20 protein-coding genes are annotated in these 24,375 nt (G+C 32.2%); 2 read left to right on the forward strand and 18 right to left on the reverse strand.

Annotation, left to right across the window (positions count from 1 at the left end):
• Positions 1 to 63: 63 nt before the first annotated feature.
• From rpsB to ylqF, 12 genes are all read right to left on the reverse strand, one after another.
• Positions 64 to 852 (reverse strand): 30S ribosomal protein S2, encoded by a 789-nt coding sequence (gene rpsB / locus FNL83_RS07770; RefSeq protein ID WP_001832557.1) that lies wholly within the window; start codon positions 850 to 852, stop codon positions 64 to 66.
• A 362-nt stretch (positions 853 to 1,214) separates the two neighbouring features.
• On the reverse strand, positions 1,215 to 1,985 hold the full coding sequence (gene codY, locus FNL83_RS07775) for a GTP-sensing pleiotropic transcriptional regulator CodY (protein ID WP_002439506.1): 771 nt from the start codon (positions 1,983 to 1,985) through the stop codon (positions 1,215 to 1,217).
• Positions 1,986 to 2,008: 23 nt separating this feature from the next.
• Positions 2,009 to 3,412, reverse strand: coding sequence for an ATP-dependent protease ATPase subunit HslU (hslU, locus tag FNL83_RS07780; RefSeq protein ID WP_001829474.1), 1,404 nt, complete (start codon positions 3,410 to 3,412; stop codon positions 2,009 to 2,011).
• Between the two features lie 68 nt (positions 3,413 to 3,480).
• Positions 3,481 to 4,023: an ATP-dependent protease subunit HslV gene (gene hslV, locus FNL83_RS07785; RefSeq protein ID WP_001829498.1), complete on the reverse strand. Its 543-nt coding sequence runs from the start codon at positions 4,021 to 4,023 to the stop codon at positions 3,481 to 3,483.
• Positions 4,024 to 4,026: 3 nt separating this feature from the next.
• Positions 4,027 to 4,887 carry a tyrosine recombinase XerC gene (gene xerC / locus FNL83_RS07790; protein WP_002439503.1) on the reverse strand — a complete coding sequence of 287 codons (861 nt, stop codon included), beginning with the start codon at positions 4,885 to 4,887 and terminating at the stop codon, positions 4,027 to 4,029.
• Between the two features lie 254 nt (positions 4,888 to 5,141).
• Positions 5,142 to 6,449, reverse strand: a complete 1,308-nt coding sequence (gene trmFO / locus FNL83_RS07795; protein WP_001832560.1) for an FADH(2)-oxidizing methylenetetrahydrofolate--tRNA-(uracil(54)-C(5))-methyltransferase TrmFO — start codon at positions 6,447 to 6,449, stop codon at positions 5,142 to 5,144.
• A gap of 24 nt (positions 6,450 to 6,473) precedes the next feature.
• Positions 6,474 to 8,543: a type I DNA topoisomerase gene (gene topA, locus FNL83_RS07800; protein WP_002489763.1), complete on the reverse strand. Its 2,070-nt coding sequence runs from the start codon at positions 8,541 to 8,543 to the stop codon at positions 6,474 to 6,476.
• Between the two features lie 182 nt (positions 8,544 to 8,725).
• Complete coding sequence (gene dprA / locus FNL83_RS07805; RefSeq protein WP_001829468.1) at positions 8,726 to 9,598, reverse strand: DNA-processing protein DprA; 873 nt, start codon at positions 9,596 to 9,598, stop codon at positions 8,726 to 8,728.
• A gap of 805 nt (positions 9,599 to 10,403) precedes the next feature.
• A complete protein-coding gene (gene sucD / locus FNL83_RS07810; RefSeq protein WP_002446283.1) occupies positions 10,404 to 11,312 on the reverse strand; it encodes a succinate--CoA ligase subunit alpha in 909 nt (302 codons plus the stop codon).
• A gap of 21 nt (positions 11,313 to 11,333) precedes the next feature.
• A complete protein-coding gene (gene sucC / locus FNL83_RS07815; protein ID WP_002439496.1) occupies positions 11,334 to 12,500 on the reverse strand; it encodes an ADP-forming succinate--CoA ligase subunit beta in 1,167 nt (388 codons plus the stop codon).
• Between the two features lie 107 nt (positions 12,501 to 12,607).
• Positions 12,608 to 13,378: a ribonuclease HII gene (locus FNL83_RS07820; protein WP_001829514.1), complete on the reverse strand. Its 771-nt coding sequence runs from the start codon at positions 13,376 to 13,378 to the stop codon at positions 12,608 to 12,610.
• Positions 13,379 to 13,382: 4 nt separating this feature from the next.
• Positions 13,383 to 14,246: a ribosome biogenesis GTPase YlqF gene (ylqF, locus tag FNL83_RS07825; RefSeq protein ID WP_001829495.1), complete on the reverse strand. Its 864-nt coding sequence runs from the start codon at positions 14,244 to 14,246 to the stop codon at positions 13,383 to 13,385.
• Between the two features lie 328 nt (positions 14,247 to 14,574).
• On the opposite strand from ylqF, the gene FNL83_RS07835 reads away from it, so the two are divergent.
• Together FNL83_RS07835 and FNL83_RS07840 are read left to right on the forward strand one after the other, a co-directional pair.
• Complete coding sequence (locus FNL83_RS07835; protein WP_002468914.1) at positions 14,575 to 17,175, forward strand: YfhO family protein; 2,601 nt, start codon at positions 14,575 to 14,577, stop codon at positions 17,173 to 17,175.
• Complete coding sequence (locus FNL83_RS07840) at positions 17,168 to 19,771, forward strand: YfhO family protein (protein WP_002470232.1); 2,604 nt, start codon at positions 17,168 to 17,170, stop codon at positions 19,769 to 19,771. The genes FNL83_RS07835 and FNL83_RS07840 overlap by 8 nt, the downstream gene beginning before the upstream one ends.
• Positions 19,772 to 20,300: 529 nt before the next feature.
• Here the strand turns inward: FNL83_RS07840 and rplS are convergent.
• The 6 genes from rplS to FNL83_RS07870 all read right to left on the reverse strand — a co-directional run bounded on the left by rplS (position 20,301) and on the right by FNL83_RS07870 (position 24,375).
• Complete coding sequence (gene rplS / locus FNL83_RS07845) at positions 20,301 to 20,651, reverse strand: 50S ribosomal protein L19 (RefSeq protein ID WP_054828570.1); 351 nt, start codon at positions 20,649 to 20,651, stop codon at positions 20,301 to 20,303.
• 105 nt (positions 20,652 to 20,756) lie between these two features.
• The gene (gene trmD, locus FNL83_RS07850) at positions 20,757 to 21,494 is read right to left on the reverse strand and encodes a tRNA (guanosine(37)-N1)-methyltransferase TrmD (RefSeq protein WP_001829466.1); all 738 of its coding nucleotides are present in this window, start codon (positions 21,492 to 21,494) and stop codon (positions 20,757 to 20,759) included.
• Positions 21,494 to 21,997 carry a ribosome maturation factor RimM gene (rimM, locus tag FNL83_RS07855; RefSeq protein WP_001832559.1) on the reverse strand — a complete coding sequence of 168 codons (504 nt, stop codon included), beginning with the start codon at positions 21,995 to 21,997 and terminating at the stop codon, positions 21,494 to 21,496. Before rimM ends, trmD begins: the two co-directional genes overlap by 1 nt.
• A 126-nt stretch (positions 21,998 to 22,123) precedes the next feature.
• Positions 22,124 to 22,399, reverse strand: coding sequence for a 30S ribosomal protein S16 (gene rpsP, locus FNL83_RS07860; RefSeq protein ID WP_002439483.1), 276 nt, complete (start codon positions 22,397 to 22,399; stop codon positions 22,124 to 22,126).
• A gap of 245 nt (positions 22,400 to 22,644) precedes the next feature.
• A complete protein-coding gene (gene ffh / locus FNL83_RS07865; protein WP_001830113.1) occupies positions 22,645 to 24,012 on the reverse strand; it encodes a signal recognition particle protein in 1,368 nt (455 codons plus the stop codon).
• A gap of 30 nt (positions 24,013 to 24,042) precedes the next feature.
• Positions 24,043 to 24,375 (reverse strand): putative DNA-binding protein, encoded by a 333-nt coding sequence (locus tag FNL83_RS07870; RefSeq protein ID WP_002457379.1) that lies wholly within the window; start codon positions 24,373 to 24,375, stop codon positions 24,043 to 24,045.

Genomic DNA, 24,375 nt, shown 5'->3' on the forward strand with positions numbered 1-24,375 from the left:
TTAATTTTATTTTTAAAAAAAGGTGATAAGCATTAGTATCTTATCACCCATTTAAACTATCTCTTAGTTTGATTCAACAGAAGTGTTTTCTTCAGTTGTTTCTGCTTGTTCAGATTCTTCTTTGTCATCTAAATTGATGTTTTGTTCTGCAGCTACTTCTTCATTAGATACACCTTGTTGACCTTCTAAGATAGCGTCTGCCATTTTACCAGTTAATAATTTAACGGCACGAATAGCATCATCGTTTGCTGGGATAACGTAATCAATTTCATCAGGATCACAGTTAGTGTCAACAATACCTACGATAGGAATATTTAGTTTGCGAGCTTCAGCAATAGCGTTGCGCTCTTTACGAGGATCAACAACGAATAATGCTTGAGGCATTGATTTCATATCGCGAATACCGCCTAAGAACTTAATTAAACGGTCGTATTCTTTTTTAAGTTCAACAACTTCTTTTTTAGGTAATACTTCAAATAATCCGTCTTCTTCCATTTTTTCAATTTCAGAAATACGTTTAATTCGTTTTGAGATTGTTTTGTAGTTAGTTAAAATCCCACCTAACCATCTTTGGTTAACGTAGAATTGACCAGCACGCTCTGCCTCAGCTTTAACTGATTCTTGCGCTTGTTTTTTTGTACCTACGAATAAGACTTTTCCGCCTTCTTCAGAGATTTGTTTTACAAAGTTGTATGCTTCTTCAACTTTTTTCACTGTTTTTTGTAAATCAATGATATAAATACCATTTCTTTCAGTGAAGATATATTTTTTCATTTTTGGGTTCCAACGGCGTGTTTGGTGACCGAAGTGAACACCGGCTTCAAGTAATTGTTTCATAGAAATTACTGCCATTTTAAATTCCTCCTAGTGGTTATTTACCTCCATAATCAACTGATATAAAGACAAATATTTAATTTGCACCCTCTATATTTAAATTGATTATGTGTGTATTGGCTTTATAGCCGTCAATTAATATATCATATTTAATGCATAAAAGCAATAACATGAATTGTATTATTGAATTTCTGTTTTAAAAACAATAAAGATGGTGATTATTTAATAACATTCTTAATTCCTCTAACCATTGTATAGTGCGATAACTAACATATAAAGTAATAGGTTTCTGAAAAAGTTAAAAATCAGTCCATTCATTATTCGCATATTACTCTTAATTTACTAATATTTCAATAAAACATTTCAAGTGCAACTTTTACTTATTTTTTTTCAAGTTCATCAAGGAATTTATCTTTTTTTACTTTAATAAATGTCCCTTTCATTCCAAGAGAACGTGATTCTATGACACCAGCACTTTCAAGTTTACGTAAAGCATTCACAATGACTGATCGTGTAATGCCCACTCTGTCAGCTACTTTTGAAGCTATAAGTAAACCTTCTGTACCACCAAGTTCTTCAAATATATGTTCAATTGCTTCTTTTTCTGAATATGAAAGTGAGTTGATTGCCATTGTTATAGCAGCTTTATCTCTAGCTTCTTTTTCGACTTCATTATGTTTTTCTCGTAAAATTTCCATTCCAATTACAGTGGCTGCATATTCTCCTAATACTAAGTCATTTTCATTGAAGTCGTCTTGAACTCGACCTAAGACTAGCGTACCAAGTCTTTCGCCACCACCTAAAATTGGGAAAATAGTTGTTCTACTATTTAAAAATACCTCTCTATTCTCTGGCGGAAATACAGTTAATTCATTATCAATATCGATATTCGATTCTGTTTGTTTAACATTCATCAACTCTTCAGTATATTCACGCGGTATATGTCGATCTTCTAACATATCTTTAATGCGTTCACTTTTTAATAATTCATTCAAACAAGACCCTAAGATTTTACCTCTTCTCGACACAATAAATACATTAGTAACTGTAACATTACTAATTGTTTGAGCAACATCTTTAAAATCTACTGCAATACCTTTATGTTTTTGTAATAAAGTGTTTAATTCTCTTGTTTTAGATAATAAGCTCATAATTTTTCTCCTTCTATATATATTTATAAAATAAATGCACTTAAATCTTTATTTGTTGAGATTGATTTTAATTTGTCATCTACATATTGTGGAGTAATATCCACAACAGCATTCGGCATGCTTGGTGCTTCAAATGATAAATCTTCAAGCATTTTTTCTAGAATAGTGTGTAATCTACGAGCACCAATATTATCAGTATCTTGATTAACTTGATATGCAATTTCAGCTAATCGTTGAATGGCATCTTCTGAGAAATTTACTGTAACTTCTTCAGTTTGAAGCAATGCTTCATATTGTTTGACAAGCGATAATTTTGGTTCTGTCAGAATTCTCACGAAATCTTCTACTGAAAGACTTTCTAATTCAACTCTAATTGGAAATCGACCTTGTAATTCAGGAATTAAATCACTTGGTTTTGATACGTGGAATGCACCAGCACCTATAAATAGCATATGTTCAGTATTTACAGTACCATATTTTGTCTGAATCATGCTACCTTCAAGTATAGGAAGAATATCTCGTTGTACGCCTTGTCTTGACACATCTTGACCGCTATTTTGATTGTTAGTAGCAACCTTGTCTATTTCATCAATAAATATGATACCCATTTGTTCTGCAAGCTCTAAGGCTTGTTGATTCGCAGTTTCTTGGTCAATTAATTCATCTGCAAAATCATCAGCTAAGATTTTTCTAGCTGTTTCAACCGAAACTTCTCTTTCGACTTTTTTCTTGGGCATCAATTGATTCATCATATCTTGAATTTGTTGATTTTGATTAGTCCCTAACATACCCATTGATGCAGGATCTTGTTCTACTTTAATTCTTACTTTTTCATTTTCAAGTTTGCCCTGTTCAAGTTGTTTTTTTATTTCAGAACGTTTGGTTTTAATTTCTTCAGTTGGCGGTTCTTCCTCTTCATCTTGATTTTGACCGAAGTTTGGAATTGCTCCACCGAATAAATTTTCCAAAGGGTTGTTACCTTGTGCTGCCTTCTTTTTTAAACTCGGAACAAGTAATTTAACTAATTTGTCGTTTGCTTTCTTAGTTGCTTCATCTTTAACTAATGACTTTTTCTCGTCTTTTACTAAACGTACAGCAACATCAACTAAATCTCTAACCATGCTTTCAACGTCTCTTCCGACGTAACCGACTTCTGTAAATTTAGTTGCCTCAACTTTAATAAATGGTGCTCCAACAATTTTTGCCATGCGTCGAGCTATTTCAGTTTTACCAACTCCCGTTGGACCTATCATTAAAATATTTTTAGGCGCAATCTCTTGTTTCTCTTCTTCTTTTAAAAGACTTCTACGATAACGATTTCTTAGTGCAATAGCCACCTTACGTTTTGCGTCATTTTGTCCTACAATATACTCATTCAATTTAGATACGATGTCTTTTGGGGTTAATTTAATTCCATTTGTATCCATATTTAACATTCCTCCATATTGCTACTTTGTTTTATGAGATTCATTTCCTTAATTTGAGCAATGCGATTTTATAGCGTTTCTACAATTATATTGTCATTTGTAAACACACAAATATCAGCTGCAACTTTTAAACTTTCGTATGCCATTTCACTAGCAGAAAGTTGTGCTGCATGTCTTTTTAGTGCTCGACCTGCGCTAAGTGCATAGTTACCACCTGACCCAATGGCAATTAAATCATCATCAGGTGCAATAACCTCACCTGTACCACTAACAATAAGTATGGCATCTTTATTCATTACGATAAGCATCGCCTCTAATTGTCGTAATTGTTTATCTCCACGCCATTCTTGTGCTAGTTCAACAGCTGCGCGCTCTAAATTACCACTAAATTGCTGAAGCTTTGTCTCAAATTTTTCGAAAAGTGTGAAGGCGTCAGCAACACTACCTGCAAAACCAGCCAATACTTTTCCTTCGTATAAACGTCTTACTTTTCTAGCAGTTTGTTTCATAATAACTTGTTGACCTAATGTGACTTGACCATCACCAGCCATAGCTGCTTCACCATTATGGCGTACAGCATAAATTGTTGTAGCGTGTAAAGAATTATCCATAAATTACTCTCCTTTTTTTGCTCGAGGATGTGCGTTTAAATACACCTTTCTCAGTTGTTGATTCGAAACATGTGTATAACGTCCAGTAGTCGATAAATTGACGTGACCAAGTAAAGATTGTACAGTCCTTAAATCAGCACCTTGATTTAATAAATGTGTAGCAAAAGTATGTCTTAATTTATGAGGATGTATGTCATTGACGCCAGCGGTTCTTTTAACGACATCATTAAGTACATATCTTACTCCTCTTTCGGTGATAGGATCACCTTTCATATTTACAATTAAATAATCATGATTGGCTAATTGTTTAGGTTGGAATTCTTCTAAGTATCTTTCTATACTCTGTCTACAGAACTCTCCAAAAGGGATAAACCTTTCCTTATTTCCTTTACCTAAAACTTTTACACCTGGTAAGTTCATATCTATATCTTTTAGTTTAATATTTATTAATTCAGACACACGTATTCCTGTTGCATATAACAATTCAATAATAACTTTGTCTCGTATGCCTTTTTTATTATCATGCTCTACAGTTTGAAAAAGTGCTTCCATTTCTTCTTCATAAAAGAATTGAGGTAAATACTTCTCTTTTTTAGGATGCACTAGTTGAACAAAGGGATTAATAATTGAATTATCTTGAGTCATCCAAAATTCATAGAAGGTACGTAAAGTTGATATCTTTCTTGACACCGTAGTTCTTTTTAATTGATTAGAATATAAAAAAGCCAAATAGTTTCTAGCATCTTTATATTCAAAAGTCTCAAGTTGTAAATGTTCTCTTTCTAAAAAGTTGTTAAATTGAACTAAATCATCATGATAAGATTTTAACGTATACTCTGAAAAGTTTCTTTCAACCTTTAACATATATAAAAATGTTTCTTGGATTTTATCCAAAATCAATCCCCTCCATCATATTGCATTGTAGCATATGTGTAAAAACGCATACAATAATTTGATAATCAATTCAAAATCTTTAGAGAATTAATTTCAAACTTTATCCAAAATTAGTCATAATTTTCTCTAACTCACTTGTCTTACTTAATTTAAGTTAGTTTTAAATAATATTCATCACAAAAAAACCAGGTAGTTACCCACTACCTAGTTAACCTATTTGTAAATTACAGCGTTTGTTTGTAATTATCTAAATACTCTAACGCTCTTTTGGCTTGTGTTTCATATCTTTCTTTTTTATCTTTAATACGTTTTTCGAGAGATGGTAAAAGACCAAAATTGGCATTCATAGGTTGAAAATTCTTCTCATTTTTGGCATGTGATATGTAGTAAGCCATACTACCTATCATTGTCTCTCTAGGGAAAATAACTTCCCCTTTGTCTAAAATTTTATGCGCAAGATTAATACCTGCAACTAATCCACTGGCAGCACTTTCAACATAACCTTCAACGCCAGTCATTTGTCCAGCAAAATATAAATTATCATGTCCTTTTAATTCATATTTTTCGTTTAAAACATCAGGTGAATTAATAAAGGTATTTCGGTGCATCACACCATATCTTACAATATCAACATTTTCTAATCCTGGAATTAAACGAATGACTTCTTTTTGCGCACCCCATTTTAAATGTGTTTGAAAGCCAACAATATTATATAATGTTCCAGCTGCATCATCTTGTCTTAATTGAACAACTGCATAAGGGCGTTTCCCAGTCTTAGGATCTTCAAGTCCAACAGGTTTCATCGGACCAAATAACAAAGTTTTTCGCCCTCTTTCAGCCATGACTTCAAAAGGCATACACCCTTCAAAATATTTTTCTTTTTCAAACTCATTGACTGGTGCAACTTCAGCTTCTAATACTGCATCATAAAACCGGTTAAACTCTTCTTCAGTCATAGGACAATTAAGATACGCTGCTTCACCTTTATCATAACGTGATTTCAAATATACTTTATCCATATTAATTGAATCTTTTTCTATTATTGGTGCGGCAGCATCGTAAAAATACAATTGATCTTTACCAGTAATATCAACAATTTCTTGAGCTAAATGCTCAGTAGTTAGAGGGCCAGTTGCAATAATCGTATAACCTTCTGGTATATGATTAACTTCTTCATTTAATACAGTGATGTTAGGGTGGTTTCTTAAGGTATCTGTAATATAGCCAGCAAAATCATGTCTATCCACTGCTAAAGCACCACCCGCTGGCACACGTGCTTTATCTGCTGATGTGATAATTAACGAGTCTAAATGTCTCATTTCCTCTTTAAGAACACCAACAGCATTTGTAAGTGCATTACCTCTCAATGAATTTGAACATACCAATTCAGCAAATTTATCTGTATGGTGCGCCGGTGTCTGTTTAACTGGACGCATCTCAATTAAATTCACTTTAATTCCACGTTGAGCTAATTGATATGCAGCTTCAGAGCCAGCTAAACCAGCTCCTACAACGTTTACTTTTTGCGTCATTTTGCCCCTCCTAAAATCACTCATCTATTTTTGAACTTCTTCTTCATAATCACAGTTGGAGCACACAACTTGACTACTTTTACCTTTTTTCTTGTTCACAAGGTAATGATGACACTTAGGACAATCTCTTCCAACAGGTTTATCCCAAGAAATAAAATCACATTCTGGATATCTAGAACAACCATAGAAAATTCTATTTTTCTTTGATTTACGTTCTACGACATCTCCTTCATTACACTTCGGACATGTGACACCAATCGTTTTGACAATTGCTTTGGTGTTACGACAGTCCGGAAAGTTCGAACATGCCATAAACTTACCATATCTTCCCATTTTAATAACCATTGGAGAACCACAGACTTCACAATCTTCACCAGCTGGCTCGTCTTTAATCTCAATCTTTTCCATTTCAGATTCTGCGCGTTCAACATCTTGTTTAAAACTGTTGTAGAAGTCTCCTATTACTTTACGCCAATTCATGTCACCTTCGGCAATTTTATCAAGTAATGTTTCCATGTTTACAGTGAATTCTACATCAATAATTTCTGGGAAGTATTCTTTAACTTGCTCATAAACAATTTCTCCTAATTCAGTTGGGATGAAGCGTTTACTTTCTAACTTGACGTAGTTCCGCTTCTGAATCGTATCAATGGTTGGAGCATATGTTGAAGGTCTTCCAATTTTAAGTTCCTCAAGCGTTTTAACTAAACGCGCCTCAGTATAACGAGGAGGAGGTTGTGTAAAGTGTTGTGCCGGTTCAATCTTTGTCGCAGTTACCTTATCTCCTTTATCTAGTTGAGGAAGCTTATTTTCTTTATCATTCTCTTTATCATCTTTTGCTTCTACATATAGTGTCATAAAACCTTTAAATTTAATAGTTTGACCATTAGCTCTAAATTTAATGTCGTTTTGAGTTACATCTAAAGCTACTGTATCCAAAATAGCTGGAGCCATCTGACTTGCTACAAATCTTTCCCAAATTAATTTGTATAGACGGTGTTGATCTCTAGTAAGAAAAGCTTTCATGTCATCAGGAGTTCGCATTGTACTAGTAGGTCTAATAGCTTCGTGAGCATCTTGATCGCCCTGTTTACCCGATGATTTACGCTGAGACACGTACTGTTCACCATATTTATCATTTATATATTGCTGCGCTTCTGATTTTGCAGAAGTTGAGATACGAGTAGAATCGGTACGCATATACGTAATTAAACCTACTGTACCTTGACGCTTTAAGTCAATACCTTCGTATAATTGTTGTGCTAACATCATTGTCTTGCGTGCTTTAAAATTTAGTTTACGTGCAGCTTCTTGTTGTAAGGTTGATGTAGTAAATGGATGAGCAGGATAACGTGTTTTTTCTTTACGATTCACATTTGTGATTTCAAATTGATCACCATTTAATGCTTCAGTAATCCTTTGAACATCGTCTTTGTTGTTTAGCTTATAAGGTTTATTTTTATAGTGTAGAAATTTAGCTGTAAATTTAGATTTCTTGTATCTAAATTCACCTTCAATGGACCAATACTCTTCAGGTTTAAAATTACGAATTTCATTTTCACGATCAATGACTAAACGTAAAGCAACTGACTGAACTCTCCCAGCAGACAGCCCTTTTTTAACTTTCTTCCATAATACTGGAGAAATATTATAACCAACGAGTCTATCTAAAATACGACGTGCTTGTTGCGCGTCAACTAAATCCTTTTCAATACCACGAGGATGCTTAAAACTATCTTTAACAGCATCTTTTGTAATTTCATTAAATACTACTCTATTTTCTTTGCTATCTTCTAATTCTAAAATTTTTGATAAATGCCAAGCAATCGCTTCACCTTCACGGTCAGGGTCACTAGCTAAAAATATTTTTTTTGCTTTTTTCGCATGTTTTTTTAAATCTTTAACTACAGGACCTTTGCCACGAATTGTAATATATTTTGGTTCATAGTTATCTTCAGTGTCGACACCCATTTGACTTCTTGGTAAGTCACGAACATGTCCCATTGAAGCAATAACTTTATATCTTTTGCCTAAATATTTTTCAATGGTTTTAGCTTTTGCAGGCGATTCAACAATGACTAAATTATCTGCCAAAGTTTATTCCCCCTTGCAAATTGAATTACTAAAGATAAATGATAAACGGTTAATTTTGTATTTGTCAACGTTTTAATTTTTAATTTCCAATTTTGTAAGAATTGTTATTATTTTTGATTCATTAAACTTTAACTAAATTAAAGGATATAAATAATTAATTCAGAAAGTAAATCTATCATTTACTAAAATAGATAATCATATAATATACTACTTTCATCTATAACAACTTGAGCACCTTCATTTATCCTTCTTAAATTACCTTTAGTCATTTTGTTGAACATTGAACCAGGTAGAACATAAACATTTCTATTTTGCTCTAAAGCACAATCGATAGTGATTTGACTACCACTTCTTTCTTCAGCCTCAGTTATAAGTACCCCTCTGGACAGACCACTTATAAGCCTGTTTCTTTCAGGAAATTTATGCTTACTTATAGGAGAAAATGGTGGATATTCACTTATCACTAAGCCATTCCTTTCAACTTTAGTTCTTAAATTTAAGGTTGCTTTAGGATAATGATAACAATGGCCAAATCCAAGTACGCCAATAGTTGGTAATAGGTATTTAAGTGCGGTTTGATGTGCTACACTATCTGCACCGCGCGCTAATCCAGAAACAATCGCCATATTTAATTGTCTAAATGAAGGAAAAAGATAGTTTAAAGATTGACTTGTATATTGTGTGGCATTACGTGAGCCAATTACAGCTAAAGAGTGAGAATGATTAAAGAACTGTGGATTTCCTTTGTAGAATATCACATAAGGATAATCATACATTTCTTTGCAAAGAGAAGGGTAGTTATCATCAAAGTATGTTGTAAAACTAACATTTGCTTTTTTCATTTCTTTAATAATGTCCATCAGCTTTAATTCTTTGAAACGTTCATATTTGTTCCATAGCCTTTCAGAATTACGCTCTGTAAGCCACCTTTTTATCATGTCATGTTGATGAAATACGTTTTCTGATAGAAAGTCAGGATATGTACTTGTAAGATGATGAAGTTGTGCCGTAGTGAAATTTGCCCAATATAGTTTTAACATCGTATGTTGTATCAATTATCATTACTCCTTTGTCCTTATTATACCTTCAAATTCAAATATTTTAGTTTACTGTTTAAAGACATTTATTTTTTAAATATCATGTATTTGTAAGGAGTAATTTAATGACAAAGGTTTAATGTGTCATAGTGTATTGTAAAATTGTCGAATTTCATGTTTCTACTATTATATATAAATCAACGTATCAAAAAAAGATAACTAATTTTTTATAAATAAAATTATGCTAATACTTAATCCATTATTTTGATTTTTATTTAAATCAACCTACCTGGTTCCTCACCAAATTCTCTGCACTAAGATTTTCCGTTACCATTCTGTTCTCATATTTATATTTTCAATTGAAATATCTATCAAAAATTAAACTATTCTTCTATTTAAGTATTCAACAAATGATGATACACCTATATGGGATGGAATACTTACCAACATATGTATATACCTTTGCTTCAATTATTTTACAATTTTCCACTCACATCATTGACACAAGGGATTTCCTATACCTTATTTCTTTTCCATATATCACTAGCCTGCTATATCTGGGCTCAAAAACAATGTGCTACTTACAATTTCATTATGTATGTGCTAAACTGTTTGTGTCGGATGACATTAAAAAGCATCTCTTCGTGTTGAATATTTTGGTTGGCTGACCGATGTATATTCTAGCATGTAGAGATGCTTTTTTTAGATAAAGCTAAACTTTTGTGAATCATACGCATAGTGTATGGTGTTCTTTATACAAAAAACAACGAACCTGAACAAAGGTTTAATGTTCAAGGTTCGTTGAAATCAATACTAATATATATTATTTTTTAATAGTTAATAACTCTTCATAAATGCCTGCTTTTTTAGCTGCATCAATAAGGGTTGTTCCTATTTCAGAAGGTGTATCTGCAGTTTCAACACCACAATCGTTTAATGTTTTAATCTTTTCAGATGCTGTACCCTTACCTCCTGAAATAATAGCTCCAGCATGACCCATACGTTTACCTGGAGGTGCTGTCTGACCGCCGATAAAACCTACTACAGGTTTGTTCATATTTTCTTTAATCCATTGTGCCGCTTCTTCTTCTGCGGTACCACCAATTTCTCCAATCATTACAACGGCTTTAGTTTCAGAATCTTCATTGAACGCCTTTAAAACATCAATAAAGTTAGTCCCATTTACTGGATCACCGCCGATACCTACAGCAGTTGTTTGACCGATACCTTCTTCAGTTAATTGATGCACTGCCTCATACGTTAATGTACCAGAACGAGACACGACACCGACATGGCCTTTTTTATGGATATATCCCGGCATAATACCGATTTTACACTCGTCGGCAGTTATCACACCAGGACAGTTTGGTCCTACTAAACGTGTTTTACGACCTTGTAAATATCTTTTTACTTTAACCATATCAACAACAGGTATATGTTCAGTAATACAAATAACCATGTCTAAATCGGCATCAGCTGCTTCAATAATTGAATCAGCAGCGAATGGTGCTGGTACGTATACAACAGATACATTAGCTCCTGTTTCATTTTTAGCTTCTTCAACAGTGTTATATACTGGAACACCTTCTACAACTTGTCCACCTTTACCAGGTGTTACCCCTGCAACAATTTGTGTCCCATAATCAAGCATTTGTTTTGTATGGAAAAGGGCAGTAGACCCTGTGATACCTTGTACCATTACTTTCGTATTTTTATCAATAAATACACTCATCTTAGTGCTCCCATCCTTTCCTTATGCTTCTTTAACAAGTTTCACAATTTTTTGAGCACCTTCAGCCATAGTTGCTGCTGGCTCAATAGCTAAACCTGATTCGTTTAATATTGCTTTACCACGTTCGACATTAGTTCCTTCTAAACGAACAACTAATGGTAATGTTAGTTCAACTTCTTTAACCGCTGCTACAATACCTTCGGCAATAACATCACATTTCATAATTCCACCAAAAATATTTACAAAGATACCTTTAACATTGTCATCACCTAAAATAATTTTAAATGCTTCAGTTACCTTTTCTTTTGTAGCACCGCCACCTACATCTAAGAAGTTGGCTGGATTTCCACCAAAATGATTAATTGTATCCATTGTTGCCATGGCTAAACCTGCGCCATTAACCATACAACCAATATCTCCATCTAAAGCGATGTATGATAAATCATATTTAGAAGCTTCTATTTCCTTAGGATCTTCTTCTTCTAAATCTCGTAATTCTAAAATATCTTTATGTCTAAATAATGCATTATCATCAAAGTTTAATTTAGCATCTAAAGCCAATACCTGACCGTCTCCAGTTGTAACAAGTGGGTTAATTTCAACAATAGAACAATCTTTTTCGATAAAGACATTATATAGTGCTAATAAAAATTTAGTTGCTTTTCCAACTGATTCTTTTGGAATGTTAATATTAAAAGCGATACGTCGCGCTTGGTAAGGTGATAATCCTACTACTGGATCAATTGTTTCTTTGAAAATCTTTTCAGGTGTTTGAGCTGCAACCTCTTCAATTTCAGTTCCACCTTCTTCTGATGCCATCAAAGTCACTTTATCAGTAGCACGATCAATAACAAAACCAACATAATATTCTTTTTGGATATCGCATCCTTCTTCGATATATAAACGTTTGACCTCTTTGCCCTCTGGCCCAGTTTGATGTGTGACCAATTGTTTACCTAGCAGTTCATTTGCGTACGTTTCGACTTCAGATAATGATTTAGCAATTTTCACGCCGCCTGCTTTACCTCTACCCCCAGCGTGAATTTGCGCTTTAACCACATATACGTCTGAATTTAATTCTTTCGCTTTTTCCACTGCTTCTTCAGCAGTAAATGCTACTCGTCCCTCTGGAACTGCAACGCCCATTGAACGAAATATTTCTTTCCCTTGATACTCGTGGATATTCATCTTCCATCCTCCTGTTTCTTAGGTTAAGTTGCCCTTTAATTATAAAAAATGTAAGCGCTATTGTAAACTGATTGCCAGTATTTATTGCAATTTAAGCAAAATTCAAATTATTTCATCATTGATTTAATTGGTTCAAATGATTGACGATGTTCATTGATTATGCCCACTTGATCAATAGCCTTTAAATGTTGCTTAGTTCCATAACCTGCATTTTTATCAAAACCATATTCTGGAAACTGTTTAGATAGTTGTCTCATATATTGATCACGGTATTCTTTAGCCATGATACTTGCTGCTGCGATAGACACACTTTTAGCATCACCTTTAATAATTGAGGTTTGTGGAATATCAATATCTAGTGTCATTGCGTCTATTAATAAATGCGTCGGTGTAACATCTAATTGATTTATAGCACGTAGCATAGCTAATTGAGTTGCCCGATAAATGTTCAATTCATCTATTTCAACTGAGGACGCTATGCCATATGCATATTGATAGACATTTTCTTTTAAATTTTGATTAAGTCGTGCTCTATTTTTGGGAGACACTTTTTTAGAGTCATCTAAACCAATATAATGATGATTCTTCTCTAAGATGACTGCACAAGCCACCACTGGTCCAGCCAAGGGCCCACGCCCTACCTCATCAATTCCACAAATTAATGCATCTCTGTTAGAGGACATAATGTTGTTTTCGTATTGATTCATGGATAAATAGTGCTCTTCTAATGCTTGTTGCTTAAGAATATTTTTTTCCCTAGACTTAATCGCATTTATAACACCTTTACGTGAATCATTATTTGCTTCATGTTTATGTAACTCTTCCAACGTTTCAATTCGAGATAGTTTTTCTTTGATTTCTTTAATTGTTAGAGACATACTATCATTCACTCTTCATTTCTTTTAAAATATCAAAACAATAAGTTCCAATTTTTGCATTTCTCATATCATTGATGATCAACTCAATGACAGATTCATAATCTACTTCATTTCCTTTTTGTAACAATCCCCTTCTTCTTCCAATTGCATCAAACCAATCGAGTATCTCAGCGTCTTCATGTGTATCAATATTATAATGTCTCTTTAAAGCTGAAACATCATGTTTAATCATAAAATTCAAACCATAAATAGCTACCTCATCTAAATGAACGATACTATCCTTAATTGCACCAGTTAAACTTAATTTTTTACCGACTTCTTCATCTTCGAATTTAGGCCATAAAATACCTGGTGTATCTAGTAATTGAAGAGACTTCCCAACTTTAATCCATTGTTGCTGTTTTGTTACTCCTGGTTTATTTCCAGTTTCGGCGATACTACGTTTTGCTAACTTATTGATAAGTGTTGATTTTCCTACATTAGGAATGCCTACAATCATAGCTCTTATCGCTCTAGGTTTTAAACCTTTGGCTTTTTCACGATCAAATTTTTCTTGAGTTGCTTTTATAGCTTCAACTTCAACATTTTTAAGATTCTTGCCATGTTTTGCATCTACAGCTACCGGATAGAAACCTTCATTTTTAAAATAAATTTCCCATTTTTCTAATTCTTTTAAATTCGTCATATCTTTTTTATTTAAAATTACTACTCGAGGTTTTTGTTTAATGACATCATCAATCATAGGGTTTCTCGAACTGTATGGAATACGTGCATCGACGAGTTCAAAAACTACATCTACCTTTTTCAGTTGTTCACTAACTTGTCTTTTGGCTTTAGCCATATGACCTGGATACCATTGTATCGCCATGAGTCATCATCCTATTCTTATTATTTTCTTAAACTTTTATCTATAACTTCATAATTATACTTTATAATAGCTAACCCAACCACTTTAAGTTTAACACGTGCATCATTTAGTATAAAAATCATTTTTCTATTCATAAAAAATCTACGATGACTATTTGTAAACTTATTCAAAACTATTAAAATCAATTAACTTTATTAAATAACATTAAATTTAATGTAAATAGATTTAAATAATGCCACTAATACTTTCATTCATTGCCATAATAACCTACAATTTGACTAAGCTAACAAAATTTTTAGGTCAATATGATGCATTTTAGGAGAAGTAAATGAGAAGAAAAGCATGTTTCATTATATTATTAATTACATTATCATTAATTGGTCATAGTTATATTATTTTTCGCTTCCATCATGATGGTGTTCTTTCAACTGGCCCAAATGATGGTATGGAACAGATGATTCCTATTCAAATGTATCTTTATCATCAATGGACTCAAGGGAACTTATTTTATTCAACACATTTGGGTCTTGGCGGAGATTTTTTCACTGACTTAAGTTATTATTTTTCAACAAATTTAATATTTATTTTAAATGTCCCTATCATCAAATTATGTGAAATATTCTTTTCATTGAACACAAATCAAATTCTTCTTTGGATGTACAACGCACTAATTGTTTCAATTATTAAATCAACTATTGCTCTGTTTTGCACTTATTTATTTAGTTATTATATTTCTAAAAATAAAATAATCAGTTTATTGATTTCATTTATCTTTGTTATGTCACCTTTGTACTTTAGATTTACAATTTACTGGCCATTCTTTAGTGATACTTTCATTTGGTTACCACTCTTATTATTAGGGATTGAACGTTTATTAAGGGATTTTAAAGCAGGTTTATTTATACTAACTGTAAGTCTAATTCTAATTAATAACTTTTATTTTGCATATTATTTCCTCATTATTGGTATAGGTTATACCCTGATTAGAATTATTTACAGACATCCTAAAGATAGTTTAACTCGTTGGCAAGCTTCTCTTACAATTATATGTAGTGCTCTGCTCGCTTTAGGAAATAGTATGTTTGTGTTCTTTCATGGTGTTCAAAGTTTTCTTAATAATCGTCGACAATCATTTACAGGACAAGTGAATTGGATTGAACATTTAAATAAAGATACCAATATATTTTTCGATAATTACTTGATTGTTGTGATATTTTTATCTATTCAAGCTCTTTTGACAATCAAATTATACAAACATTTTTATTATAAATTATTTGCATTGTTATTATTGGCAACAATTATTTTTGCATTTCTCCCATTTGTTGACCAACTATTTAATGGGTTTTCAGCACCTCAAAAACGATGGCATTTTATCTTAGCTTTTAATAGTTCAATTTTAATTGGGTTATTTGTAAAATATTTTAAAACAATTCGACCAAAGACTTATATTTATACTAATCTGATAGCTCAAAGTGTCATCTACATAAGTTCAATTAGCTACAATACTTTTTTACCTTGGCTCTCTTTAGTTCCAGTAGTGTCAGTGATTGGACTATTAATTTTATTAATAAAAGAGAAAAAAGTACGTTATTATCTTACTTACCTTTATAGTATTTCAATCGCTGCTCTCAGTCTTATGATTACTTTCGTATTCATAAAAAATCAAATTTTCTTTCAAGATCATATCAATCGTGCGAACAAGCGATACATTAATTCAAGTTTCTATAGCTCGGCTATACAAAGATCGTTAGTAAAAGAAATGAACCAAACTAAGAATGACGATCAACGAATAAATTGGCGTGTCGATGAACAAGATAATACCCCTATGTATCAAAATTTTAAAGGACTTAGTATTTACTCTAGTATATTTCATCACAACATTCTCGATTTCTATTATGATGCCTTAAAAATTAATTTAGCTGAAGAATCTGTCAGTCGATACCAGTCTACTAATGCTCGGCAAAATATCGAGAGTCTGTTTTCAGTAAAATATTTAATGATGAAAGATTATCAAAATTTTATTCCATCTTATTTTAAGAAAGTTAAGTCACGTGGACAATATATTATTTATAAAAATCAACTTCCACTACCAAGTGTAAAAGTAACACAAAACATTTATAATCATAAAAGTTTAAAAAAACCTATAGATAGAGAACATGCAATGATTAATGGTGCTATTGTGACATCAAAAGGTACAGCGTATCACTCAAAAGTTAAAAATTTGTTAGACCAAACACGTGTATCAACACAAAATATAACACGATATTCAAACAATGAACTAACCGTTAATAAAGAGAGCGGAATAATCAAATTACATTTACCTAAGAATATAAGAGACAAATACAAAGATTTTTATCTCACTATGAATATTAAACGAGGCGATCCTGACAGTAATTACACTGTGAGCATCAATCAATATCATAATCATCGTCTATACAATGATTCTATATATCGCACGGGAATAAGCAAAGTACTTTATCGAAGTTTACCAGACAAAAATGGTGATATTACGATTCAACTATCACCAAAAGGTAAGTTCAATTTGGAACTGTTAGAATTAAACGGTGAAAATTATGATACGCTAAAACAAGCACACCATCATGCTAACTTTAATATGCGTTATAAAGATATAAAAAACGGGGTAAAAGTTAACTTAGATCACCATTCTAAAGGACTTGCAGTCATTAATATTCCATATCGTAAAGGTATGCGTGCATACGTGGATGACCGACAAAGCAATATCAAAAAGGTGAATTATATGATGACAGGTGTCCCGGTTAATAAAAATGATAAAACAATTACGATTCAATATCGACCACCTTTTCTAAAAACGATGTTTTCTATCTCAATATTTAGTATAGTGGTGAGTATTGTATTCATTAGATTAAAGAATATAAGGAAAAGAAAGATGAGGATTCGCCATGATTAAAAATATATGGAATAAACCTATTAAACGTTTTACACTAATCGTTTTAGTTAGTTGTATATTGTCATTTATTCTATATGGCCCTTTTCTCTATCAATTTATAACTAAAGGTATAGTATTTAGTGGTAGTGGAGATGGCTTCAGACAAATGATGCCTTTTCAAATGTACCTTTATGAACACTTCACATCATTAAAAGGATTTTATGATGCTTCATTTGGATTGGGAGGCGACTATGTTAAATCACTGGCATATTATTATTCACTATCTCCATTGATGTGGATCAACTTCTCTATGATATGGATATTAGAACAAACTATCAATGTGAATCCTCATGACATCAGCTTTTGGACAATAAACCAATTAATCATGGCATATGTGCGCACTGTAATCACATTTATTTTTTCATTTTATTTATTTAGTTATTTGCGACTTAAACCCGCACCAATGTTTATCGCAACTATTTTATATGGTATGTCTACTGTTGTTACATATTATAATTTTACTTGGTCTTTTTACGGTAATCTTTTAATTATGTTACCTATGTCACTTTGGGCTATAGAAAGATTCTTTAAAGAACGTAAAATAGGTTGGTTTATTTTCGCGATTGCTTATACATTATTCTCAAACTTTTATTTTAGTTACTATGAAGCAATTGTCATAGGTTTCTATTTTATTTATCGATTCGCTATTCCTCATGAGAAAGATATTGTGAATCGTTGGCAGAAATTATACATACTCGTATGTGCCACTTTGTTAAGTGTATTAGTAAGTATTTATGGACTATATACTGGTGTATCTTCTTTTTTAGATAATGACCGAACACAAAATCCTAATTTCAAAATTACTTTTTTCACAAATTTATTTGAAACCAATTATAATATTTTTGCTGATGGTTTTTACATTACAATTTCTTTTATTGCTATCATTGCATTATTTTGTTTTAAATTATATCAACACTATTATTATAAATTGTTCGCAATTGCAACTTGGATTTTACTTATCGGTTCCTTTTCTCAATGGTTTGACAGTGCATTTAATGGCTTTTCATTACCCCAAAGACGTTGGGTTTACTTTTTAGCATTATCAACAAGTGTATTAATTGCATTGTTCATACAACATTTAAGTGAAATATCAATTAAAGAATACACCTTTGTTGCTATACCAGTATTCATATACGGTTTCATATTTATCGCACTGTCGGAAAGATCAGTAAAGTGGATGTTTGTTGCATTGATTTTAATCATAGTGTTATTTATATTTATTAAATATAAATCGTTGTTAACACGTACCTCAATGATGGTATTACTCGTTGTCTTATTTTTAGCTCAACAAGTCTTAATGACTAATGATTCCAGAAAAATTACTATCGAACCTTATCAAACGACTATCAAAACAATTAATGATTCGAGCTATAGAAGCCCTGTCCTAAATAAAAAAATTAAGTATATGCATCAAAGCTCTACAGATCCATTGAAAAGATTAGATTATTTTTCATACTATGCATTAAACTCACCTTTGATATATCACTACAACGGCACATCATTGTATTCCAGTATTTTCGATGGAGATATATTGAAATACTATGACCAGACGTTACAAATTAATATGCCTGTAGATAAAAATAGTACTTATCGATATTTAAATAATCGTGCAAACTTAATGTCTCTTTGGGATGTTCAAGATCGATTACGACATCCTGATGATTTAAATATGCCTTATGGTTTTAAAAAGAAAGAACTTATAACTGATAAAAAAGATCAATGGATTCACTCTGTTAATACAATAAATTATCCTAGTGCACACATTACTAATAAAATTTATGATGCAAGAAAACTAAAATCTCCCCTTGATAGAGAGCAAGCTATGCTTAAAGGTGTCGTATTGAATCATAAATCCCAAGCCAATACTGATTTTAAACCTAATCCTAATTTACTTTCTAATGCAAAACAAAACTTAAATCATGCGAATTGGATTGATAGTAAACATTTAAAAGTTAAACAGCACAATGGTGGCGTCACCCTCAATTTACCTCGCAATATAGTTAAAAATTATAAAGATATGTATATTGAAATGGATGTTGAATTACTGTCTCCTGACAAAGAGCATAAAGTAGGGGTTAATGAATATTCGCAAGAAAGAAACCGTTTGTCATACAAATACCGTCGTTTTGTTTCGCCAGTGACGATGCGTGCTAAAGCTTCAAATCAACTTAACATTAAGATGTCAAAAGGAGTTTATCGTTTTAAAGTAAAAGGAATTTATGGTGAAAACTATCAAACATTAAAAAAAGCTTCTCAACAGCTCCAACCAGTTAAAGTAAAAAAAGAAAGAAATGGTTTCACAATTATTAAAAAGAAAAAGGAACACGGTTATCTTGTCTTGCCAATGGTATATGCTGAAGGAATGCATGCAATGGCAAATGGAAAGCCTCTAAAGGTTCAACAAGGAAACGGTATTATGACTACTATTCCTGTTAAAGAGGGACAAACAAAGATAAAATTAAGTTATACCCCTCCTTATTTTTATTTATTAATCACTGTCAGTTGCATTGGGATCATTTTAAGCATTCTTTTCACTCATTACGTAAAAAGAAAATAAATTAGTTATTAATGATTTAAATAACTCAATATTTTAAATTAGAAGTATTTAAGATTGCTTTAAATTAACTCATAGTTCATTATGATGATTTTTAATTGATAGAAAACAATCAATTTTTTCGATTTTATTTACAAAGTTAAAACAAAGACCTAAACATTTTAGTGCTTTGTTTTTAACATTAATTGTCAGTATCAGACTTAAACCTATGTTCAAGACTTACTTAATGTAAAGTTAGTTATTGACTGAATTAGAAAATAGCACTTTCATAGTTTTCATCAAAATTTTAGGCTTAATCATAGAAAATTTTATTTAGTATTCGGTGTAAAATATACAATCAATATGAATTCTGATTCATATCTTCAATAAATAGGACAGCAGTTTAATTTGAGATAAAATAAAAAAGCTTTCAAACTCTGGTAAAACAGAAGTTTGAAAGCTTTTTTCATTATGGCAAATCTTAAGCAATAAGTTGAAATTGGCAACTATAGTGCTTATAGACTGGCCTTTTATAAATTGTCGAATATACTGATTAGCGAATTTCTTGAATTCTAGCAGCTTTACCACGTAAACTACGTAAGTAATATAATTTAGCACGACGTACTTTACCACGACGTTTAACTTCAATTTTTTCGATTTTAGGCGTGTGTAATGGGAAAGTTCTTTCCACACCTACACCAGAAGAAATTTTACGAACTGTGAAAGTTTCTGAAATTCCTCCACCACGGCGTTTAATTACAACACCTTCGAAAACTTGGATACGTTCGCGAGAACCTTCAACGATTCTTACGTGTACACGTAAAGTGTCTCCTGAACGGAAAGTAGATAAATCAGTACGTAATTGTGATTTAGTTACTGCTTCGATTAACTTATGATTACTCATTATAAATTCTCTCCTTCAACCTATGTTCTTGCCTAGACAAAAGTATAGCAGCGGATCATAGTGATTATTAGTGTTTTTTCACACTTGAATTATAATAGCATAACGTTAATCATTTTTCAATTTCTTTTTATAGGTTTCTAAAATTTCTCTATCTTTTTCAGTTAATGGATATTGTTCTAATAAATCTGGTCGCTTTTCATAAGTACGAATGAGTTTTTGTTCATGTCTCCACTGATCAATGTGCGCATGATTGCCAGATAATAATACTTCAGGAACACTCATATTTTTATATTCACGAGGACGTGTATACTGAGGAAATTCTAACAATCCATCTGAAAATGAATCATCTTGATGTGATGCTTGATTACCTAAGACGCCTGGAATAAGCCTCACTATTGCATCGGTCATCGTCATTGCTGGTAACTCTCCACCAGTTAGGACATAATCCCCCATTGATATTTCATCAGTTACAAGATGCTTACGTATGCGCTCATCATATCCTTCATAGTGTCCACAAATAAAGACTATATGTTTTGCTTCACTTAATTCTTGTGCAATCTCTTGAGTAAAGGGACGACCTTGTGGACACATAAGTATCACTCGAGTATGTTCATTATGATTTATGTCTTCCATAGCATTAAAAACAGGTTCAGGCTTTAATACCATACCTTGGCCACCACCAAATGGGTAATCATCAACTTGATTATGCTTATTAATAGAATAATCTCGGAAATTGATAGTATTAACATTAATGATTCCCTTATCTTGCGCACGTTTTAATATTGAATGGTTTAAAACACCTTCAAACATTTCAGGAAATAGCGTTAAATAATCTATCTTCATTAATCTAACAATCCTTCCATCGGTGTAATTTTAATCGTTTTAGTTTCTATATCAATATCTTTCACAACATCTTCAATATAAGGAATGAGATACTCTTTTTCACCTTTAACAACCCAAACGTCATTAGCACCTGTTTCAAAAATATTAATCACCCGACCAATTGGCGTATCATCATCTTTAAATACTGTACAACCAATAATATCCGAATAATAGTATTCATGTTCTCCTAATTCTATATCTTGGTGATCACGTTCTTGATAAATATAATCACCTTTCAAATGTTCAATTTCATTTATATTGTTGATTCCTTCAAACCTTAACATGTGAAATCCTTTATGTATACGATAAGAAGCGACCGTATAAACAATTTCAGTATTATTATGTTTTACAAGTAATTGTTCACCAGGTTGAAATCGTGTTTCAGTAAAATCAGAATTGGATTTCACCTTTACTTCCCCTTTAATACCATGGGTATTGACTATTTGTCCAACCTCTACCTCCATGTATGACCCTCCTTCTAATTAAAGTTTATTAAACTGAATCAAATATATATTAACACGTATGTATGTAACAAATAAATATGATTAAAAAAGGACGCCATAATGGCGTCCCAAAAAAACATAAGCTAATTATTTAGCATTCTTTTGTTCATCAAATTTTTTCAAAATACCTTCTCTAGATAAGATATTGTGAACTGTATCAGTTGGTTTAGCACCGTCGTGTAACCATTTTAAAGCTAATTCTTCGTCGATTTTAACTTCTGGTGCATTAACGTGTGCTGGATTGTAAGTACCTAATTGCTCAATGATACGACCATCACGTGGTGAACGTGCATCTGCAACTACGATACGATAGAATGGGTTTCTTTTAGAACCTAAACGAGTTAAACGAATTTTAACTGCCATTTAAATTACTCTCCTTTATGTGTTTATTATTTTTATTTTCTACAAGAATAAATAATAACAGTTACACAAATTTTTGTAAAGACTTTTTTCTTTACCAAAAGTAGATTTACGAAGTAAATCGTACTTTTGGTTATGCATGTGCTTTAACTCAGGCGTTTCTATTAATTTTGTTAATAATCCTTATAAAGGTTCAAAAAAATCAAGCACCGAAGACACTCTCGAGTTTCGATGCTTGATTTCATAAATTAAAATGGTAAGTTCATACCCTTTAACATATTTTGCATTTGGTTTCGTTTAGCTTTTTTACCTTTACCGCCACCAGTAAATTGTTTCATCATTTTCTTCATATCATTAAATTGTTTCATTAATCGATTAACTTCTTGTAAAGATCGGCCGGATCCTTTTGCAATACGTTTTTTACGTGATACATTTAATGTTTCAGGGTTTGAACGTTCCTTAGGTGTCATAGATTGTATAATCGCTTTAATATGATCAATTTGTTTATCACTCATATTAAGCTTATCTAAACCTTTCATTTTATTCATACCAGGAATCATTTTCATAATGTCATCTAAAGGACCTAAATTCTTAACTTGATCTAACTGTTCTAAGAAATCATCTAATGTAAATGATGACTCTCTCATCTTCTTCTCTAAATCTTTAGCCTTTTCTTGATCTACATCTTGTTGCGCTTTTTCAATGAGGCTTAAAACATCACCCATACCTAAAATACGTGAGGCCATTCGTTCAGGATGGAATAATTCTAAACCATCCAATTTCTCACTCATACCTACAAATTTAATAGGTTTTTGGGTAACGGAACGGATTGAAAGTGCTGCACCACCGCGTGTATCACCATCTAATTTAGTCAATGTTACACCTGAAACATCTAATTGTTCATCAAATGATTGTGCCACATTCACAGCATCTTGACCTGTCATTGCATCAACAACAAGCATAATTTCGTCTGGTTTAGAGATTTCTTTAACTTCTTGAAGCTCATTCATAAGTGCTTCATCAATGTGTAAACGACCAGCTGTATCAATGATAACGAAATCTAGATGTTCTTCTTTAGCATGTTTTAAAGCATTTTCAACAATTTGTTGTGGTGATACTTGATCACCTTCACTATACACAGGGATATCAATTTGTTTACCTACTGTTTGTAATTGATCAATAGCAGCTGGACGATAAATATCTCCTGCCACAAGTAAAGGTTTCTTGTTATATTTTTTACGCATTAATAATGCCAACTTACCTGCTGTCGTCGTTTTACCTGCACCTTGTAAACCGACCATCATGACAACAGTTGGTGGTTTGTTTGCCATCTTAATGGAAGTATTTTCTCCACCCATTAAACTAGTAAGTTCTTCTTGTACGATTTTAATAACCTGTTGGCCAGGTGTTAAAGATTGCATGACATCAGAACCTAGCGCTCGTTCTGAAACAGTCTTAACAAATTCCTTAACAACTTTGAAGTTAACATCGGCTTCCAATAACGCTAATCTCACTTCACGCATCATCGTTTTAATATCTGCTTCTGTTACTTTCCCTTTACCACGCATTTTTTGCATCGTGGCTTGTAAGCGATCGGATAATCCTTCAAATGCCATAACGTTTGCCCTCCTTTATTATAATGATCACTACTCTAATTCTTCTAATTGAGTGATATATTGTTTAAGCAACTCAGGTTGATTAAGTGATTGTTTCATTAAGTTATATAATTCACGACGTTTCTCGAATCTTTGGTATAGTCGTAATTTCGATTCATAATCTTCTACTAAATCGCCAGTTCTTCTTATATTATCATAAACTGCTTGTCTACTCACTTCAAATGTATCAGCAATTTCACTTAAAGAATAATCTTGTAAATAAAATAATTCGAGATAATTTTTCTGTTTATTTGTAAGCAAACTTTGATAAAAATCAAATAGATAATTCATACGCAATGTTTTAACTAAATCATTTTGTCCCAT

The sequence above is a fragment of the Staphylococcus epidermidis genome, assembly GCF_006742205.1.
GTDB lineage: Bacteria > Bacillota > Bacilli > Staphylococcales > Staphylococcaceae > Staphylococcus > Staphylococcus epidermidis.

Excerpts from the sequence above, each read along its gene's own strand:
- rpsB (WP_001832557.1), bottom strand. The coding sequence starts at position 852 with ATGGCAGTAATTTCTATGAAACAATTACTTGAAGCCGGTGTTCACTTC.
- codY (WP_002439506.1), bottom strand. The coding sequence starts at position 1,985 with ATGAGCTTATTATCTAAAACAAGAGAATTAAACACTTTATTACAAAAA.
- hslU (WP_001829474.1), bottom strand. The coding sequence starts at position 3,412 with ATGGATACAAATGGAATTAAATTAACCCCAAAAGACATCGTATCTAAA.
- hslV (WP_001829498.1), bottom strand. The coding sequence starts at position 4,023 with ATGGATAATTCTTTACACGCTACAACAATTTATGCTGTACGCCATAAT.
- xerC (WP_002439503.1), bottom strand. The coding sequence starts at position 4,887 with ATGTTAAAGGTTGAAAGAAACTTTTCAGAGTATACGTTAAAATCTTAT.
- trmFO (WP_001832560.1), bottom strand. The coding sequence starts at position 6,449 with ATGACGCAAAAAGTAAACGTTGTAGGAGCTGGTTTAGCTGGCTCTGAA.
- sucD (WP_002446283.1), bottom strand. The coding sequence starts at position 11,312 with ATGAGTGTATTTATTGATAAAAATACGAAAGTAATGGTACAAGGTATC.
- sucC (WP_002439496.1), bottom strand. The coding sequence starts at position 12,500 with ATGAATATCCACGAGTATCAAGGGAAAGAAATATTTCGTTCAATGGGC.
- FNL83_RS07820 (WP_001829514.1), bottom strand. The coding sequence starts at position 13,378 with ATGTCTCTAACAATTAAAGAAATCAAAGAAAAACTATCTCGAATTGAA.
- ylqF (WP_001829495.1), bottom strand. The coding sequence starts at position 14,246 with ATGGCGATACAATGGTATCCAGGTCATATGGCTAAAGCCAAAAGACAA.
- FNL83_RS07835 (WP_002468914.1), top strand. The coding sequence starts at position 14,575 with ATGAGAAGAAAAGCATGTTTCATTATATTATTAATTACATTATCATTA.
- FNL83_RS07840 (WP_002470232.1), top strand. The coding sequence starts at position 17,168 with ATGATTAAAAATATATGGAATAAACCTATTAAACGTTTTACACTAATC.
- rplS (WP_054828570.1), bottom strand. The coding sequence starts at position 20,651 with ATGAGTAATCATAAGTTAATCGAAGCAGTAACTAAATCACAATTACGT.
- trmD (WP_001829466.1), bottom strand. The coding sequence starts at position 21,494 with ATGAAGATAGATTATTTAACGCTATTTCCTGAAATGTTTGAAGGTGTT.
- rimM (WP_001832559.1), bottom strand. The coding sequence starts at position 21,997 with ATGGAGGTAGAGGTTGGACAAATAGTCAATACCCATGGTATTAAAGGG.
- rpsP (WP_002439483.1), bottom strand. The coding sequence starts at position 22,399 with ATGGCAGTTAAAATTCGTTTAACTCGTTTAGGTTCTAAAAGAAACCCA.
- ffh (WP_001830113.1), bottom strand. The coding sequence starts at position 24,012 with ATGGCATTTGAAGGATTATCCGATCGCTTACAAGCCACGATGCAAAAA.
- FNL83_RS07870 (WP_002457379.1), bottom strand. The coding sequence starts at position 24,375 with ATGGGACAAAATGATTTAGTTAAAACATTGCGTATGAATTATCTATTT.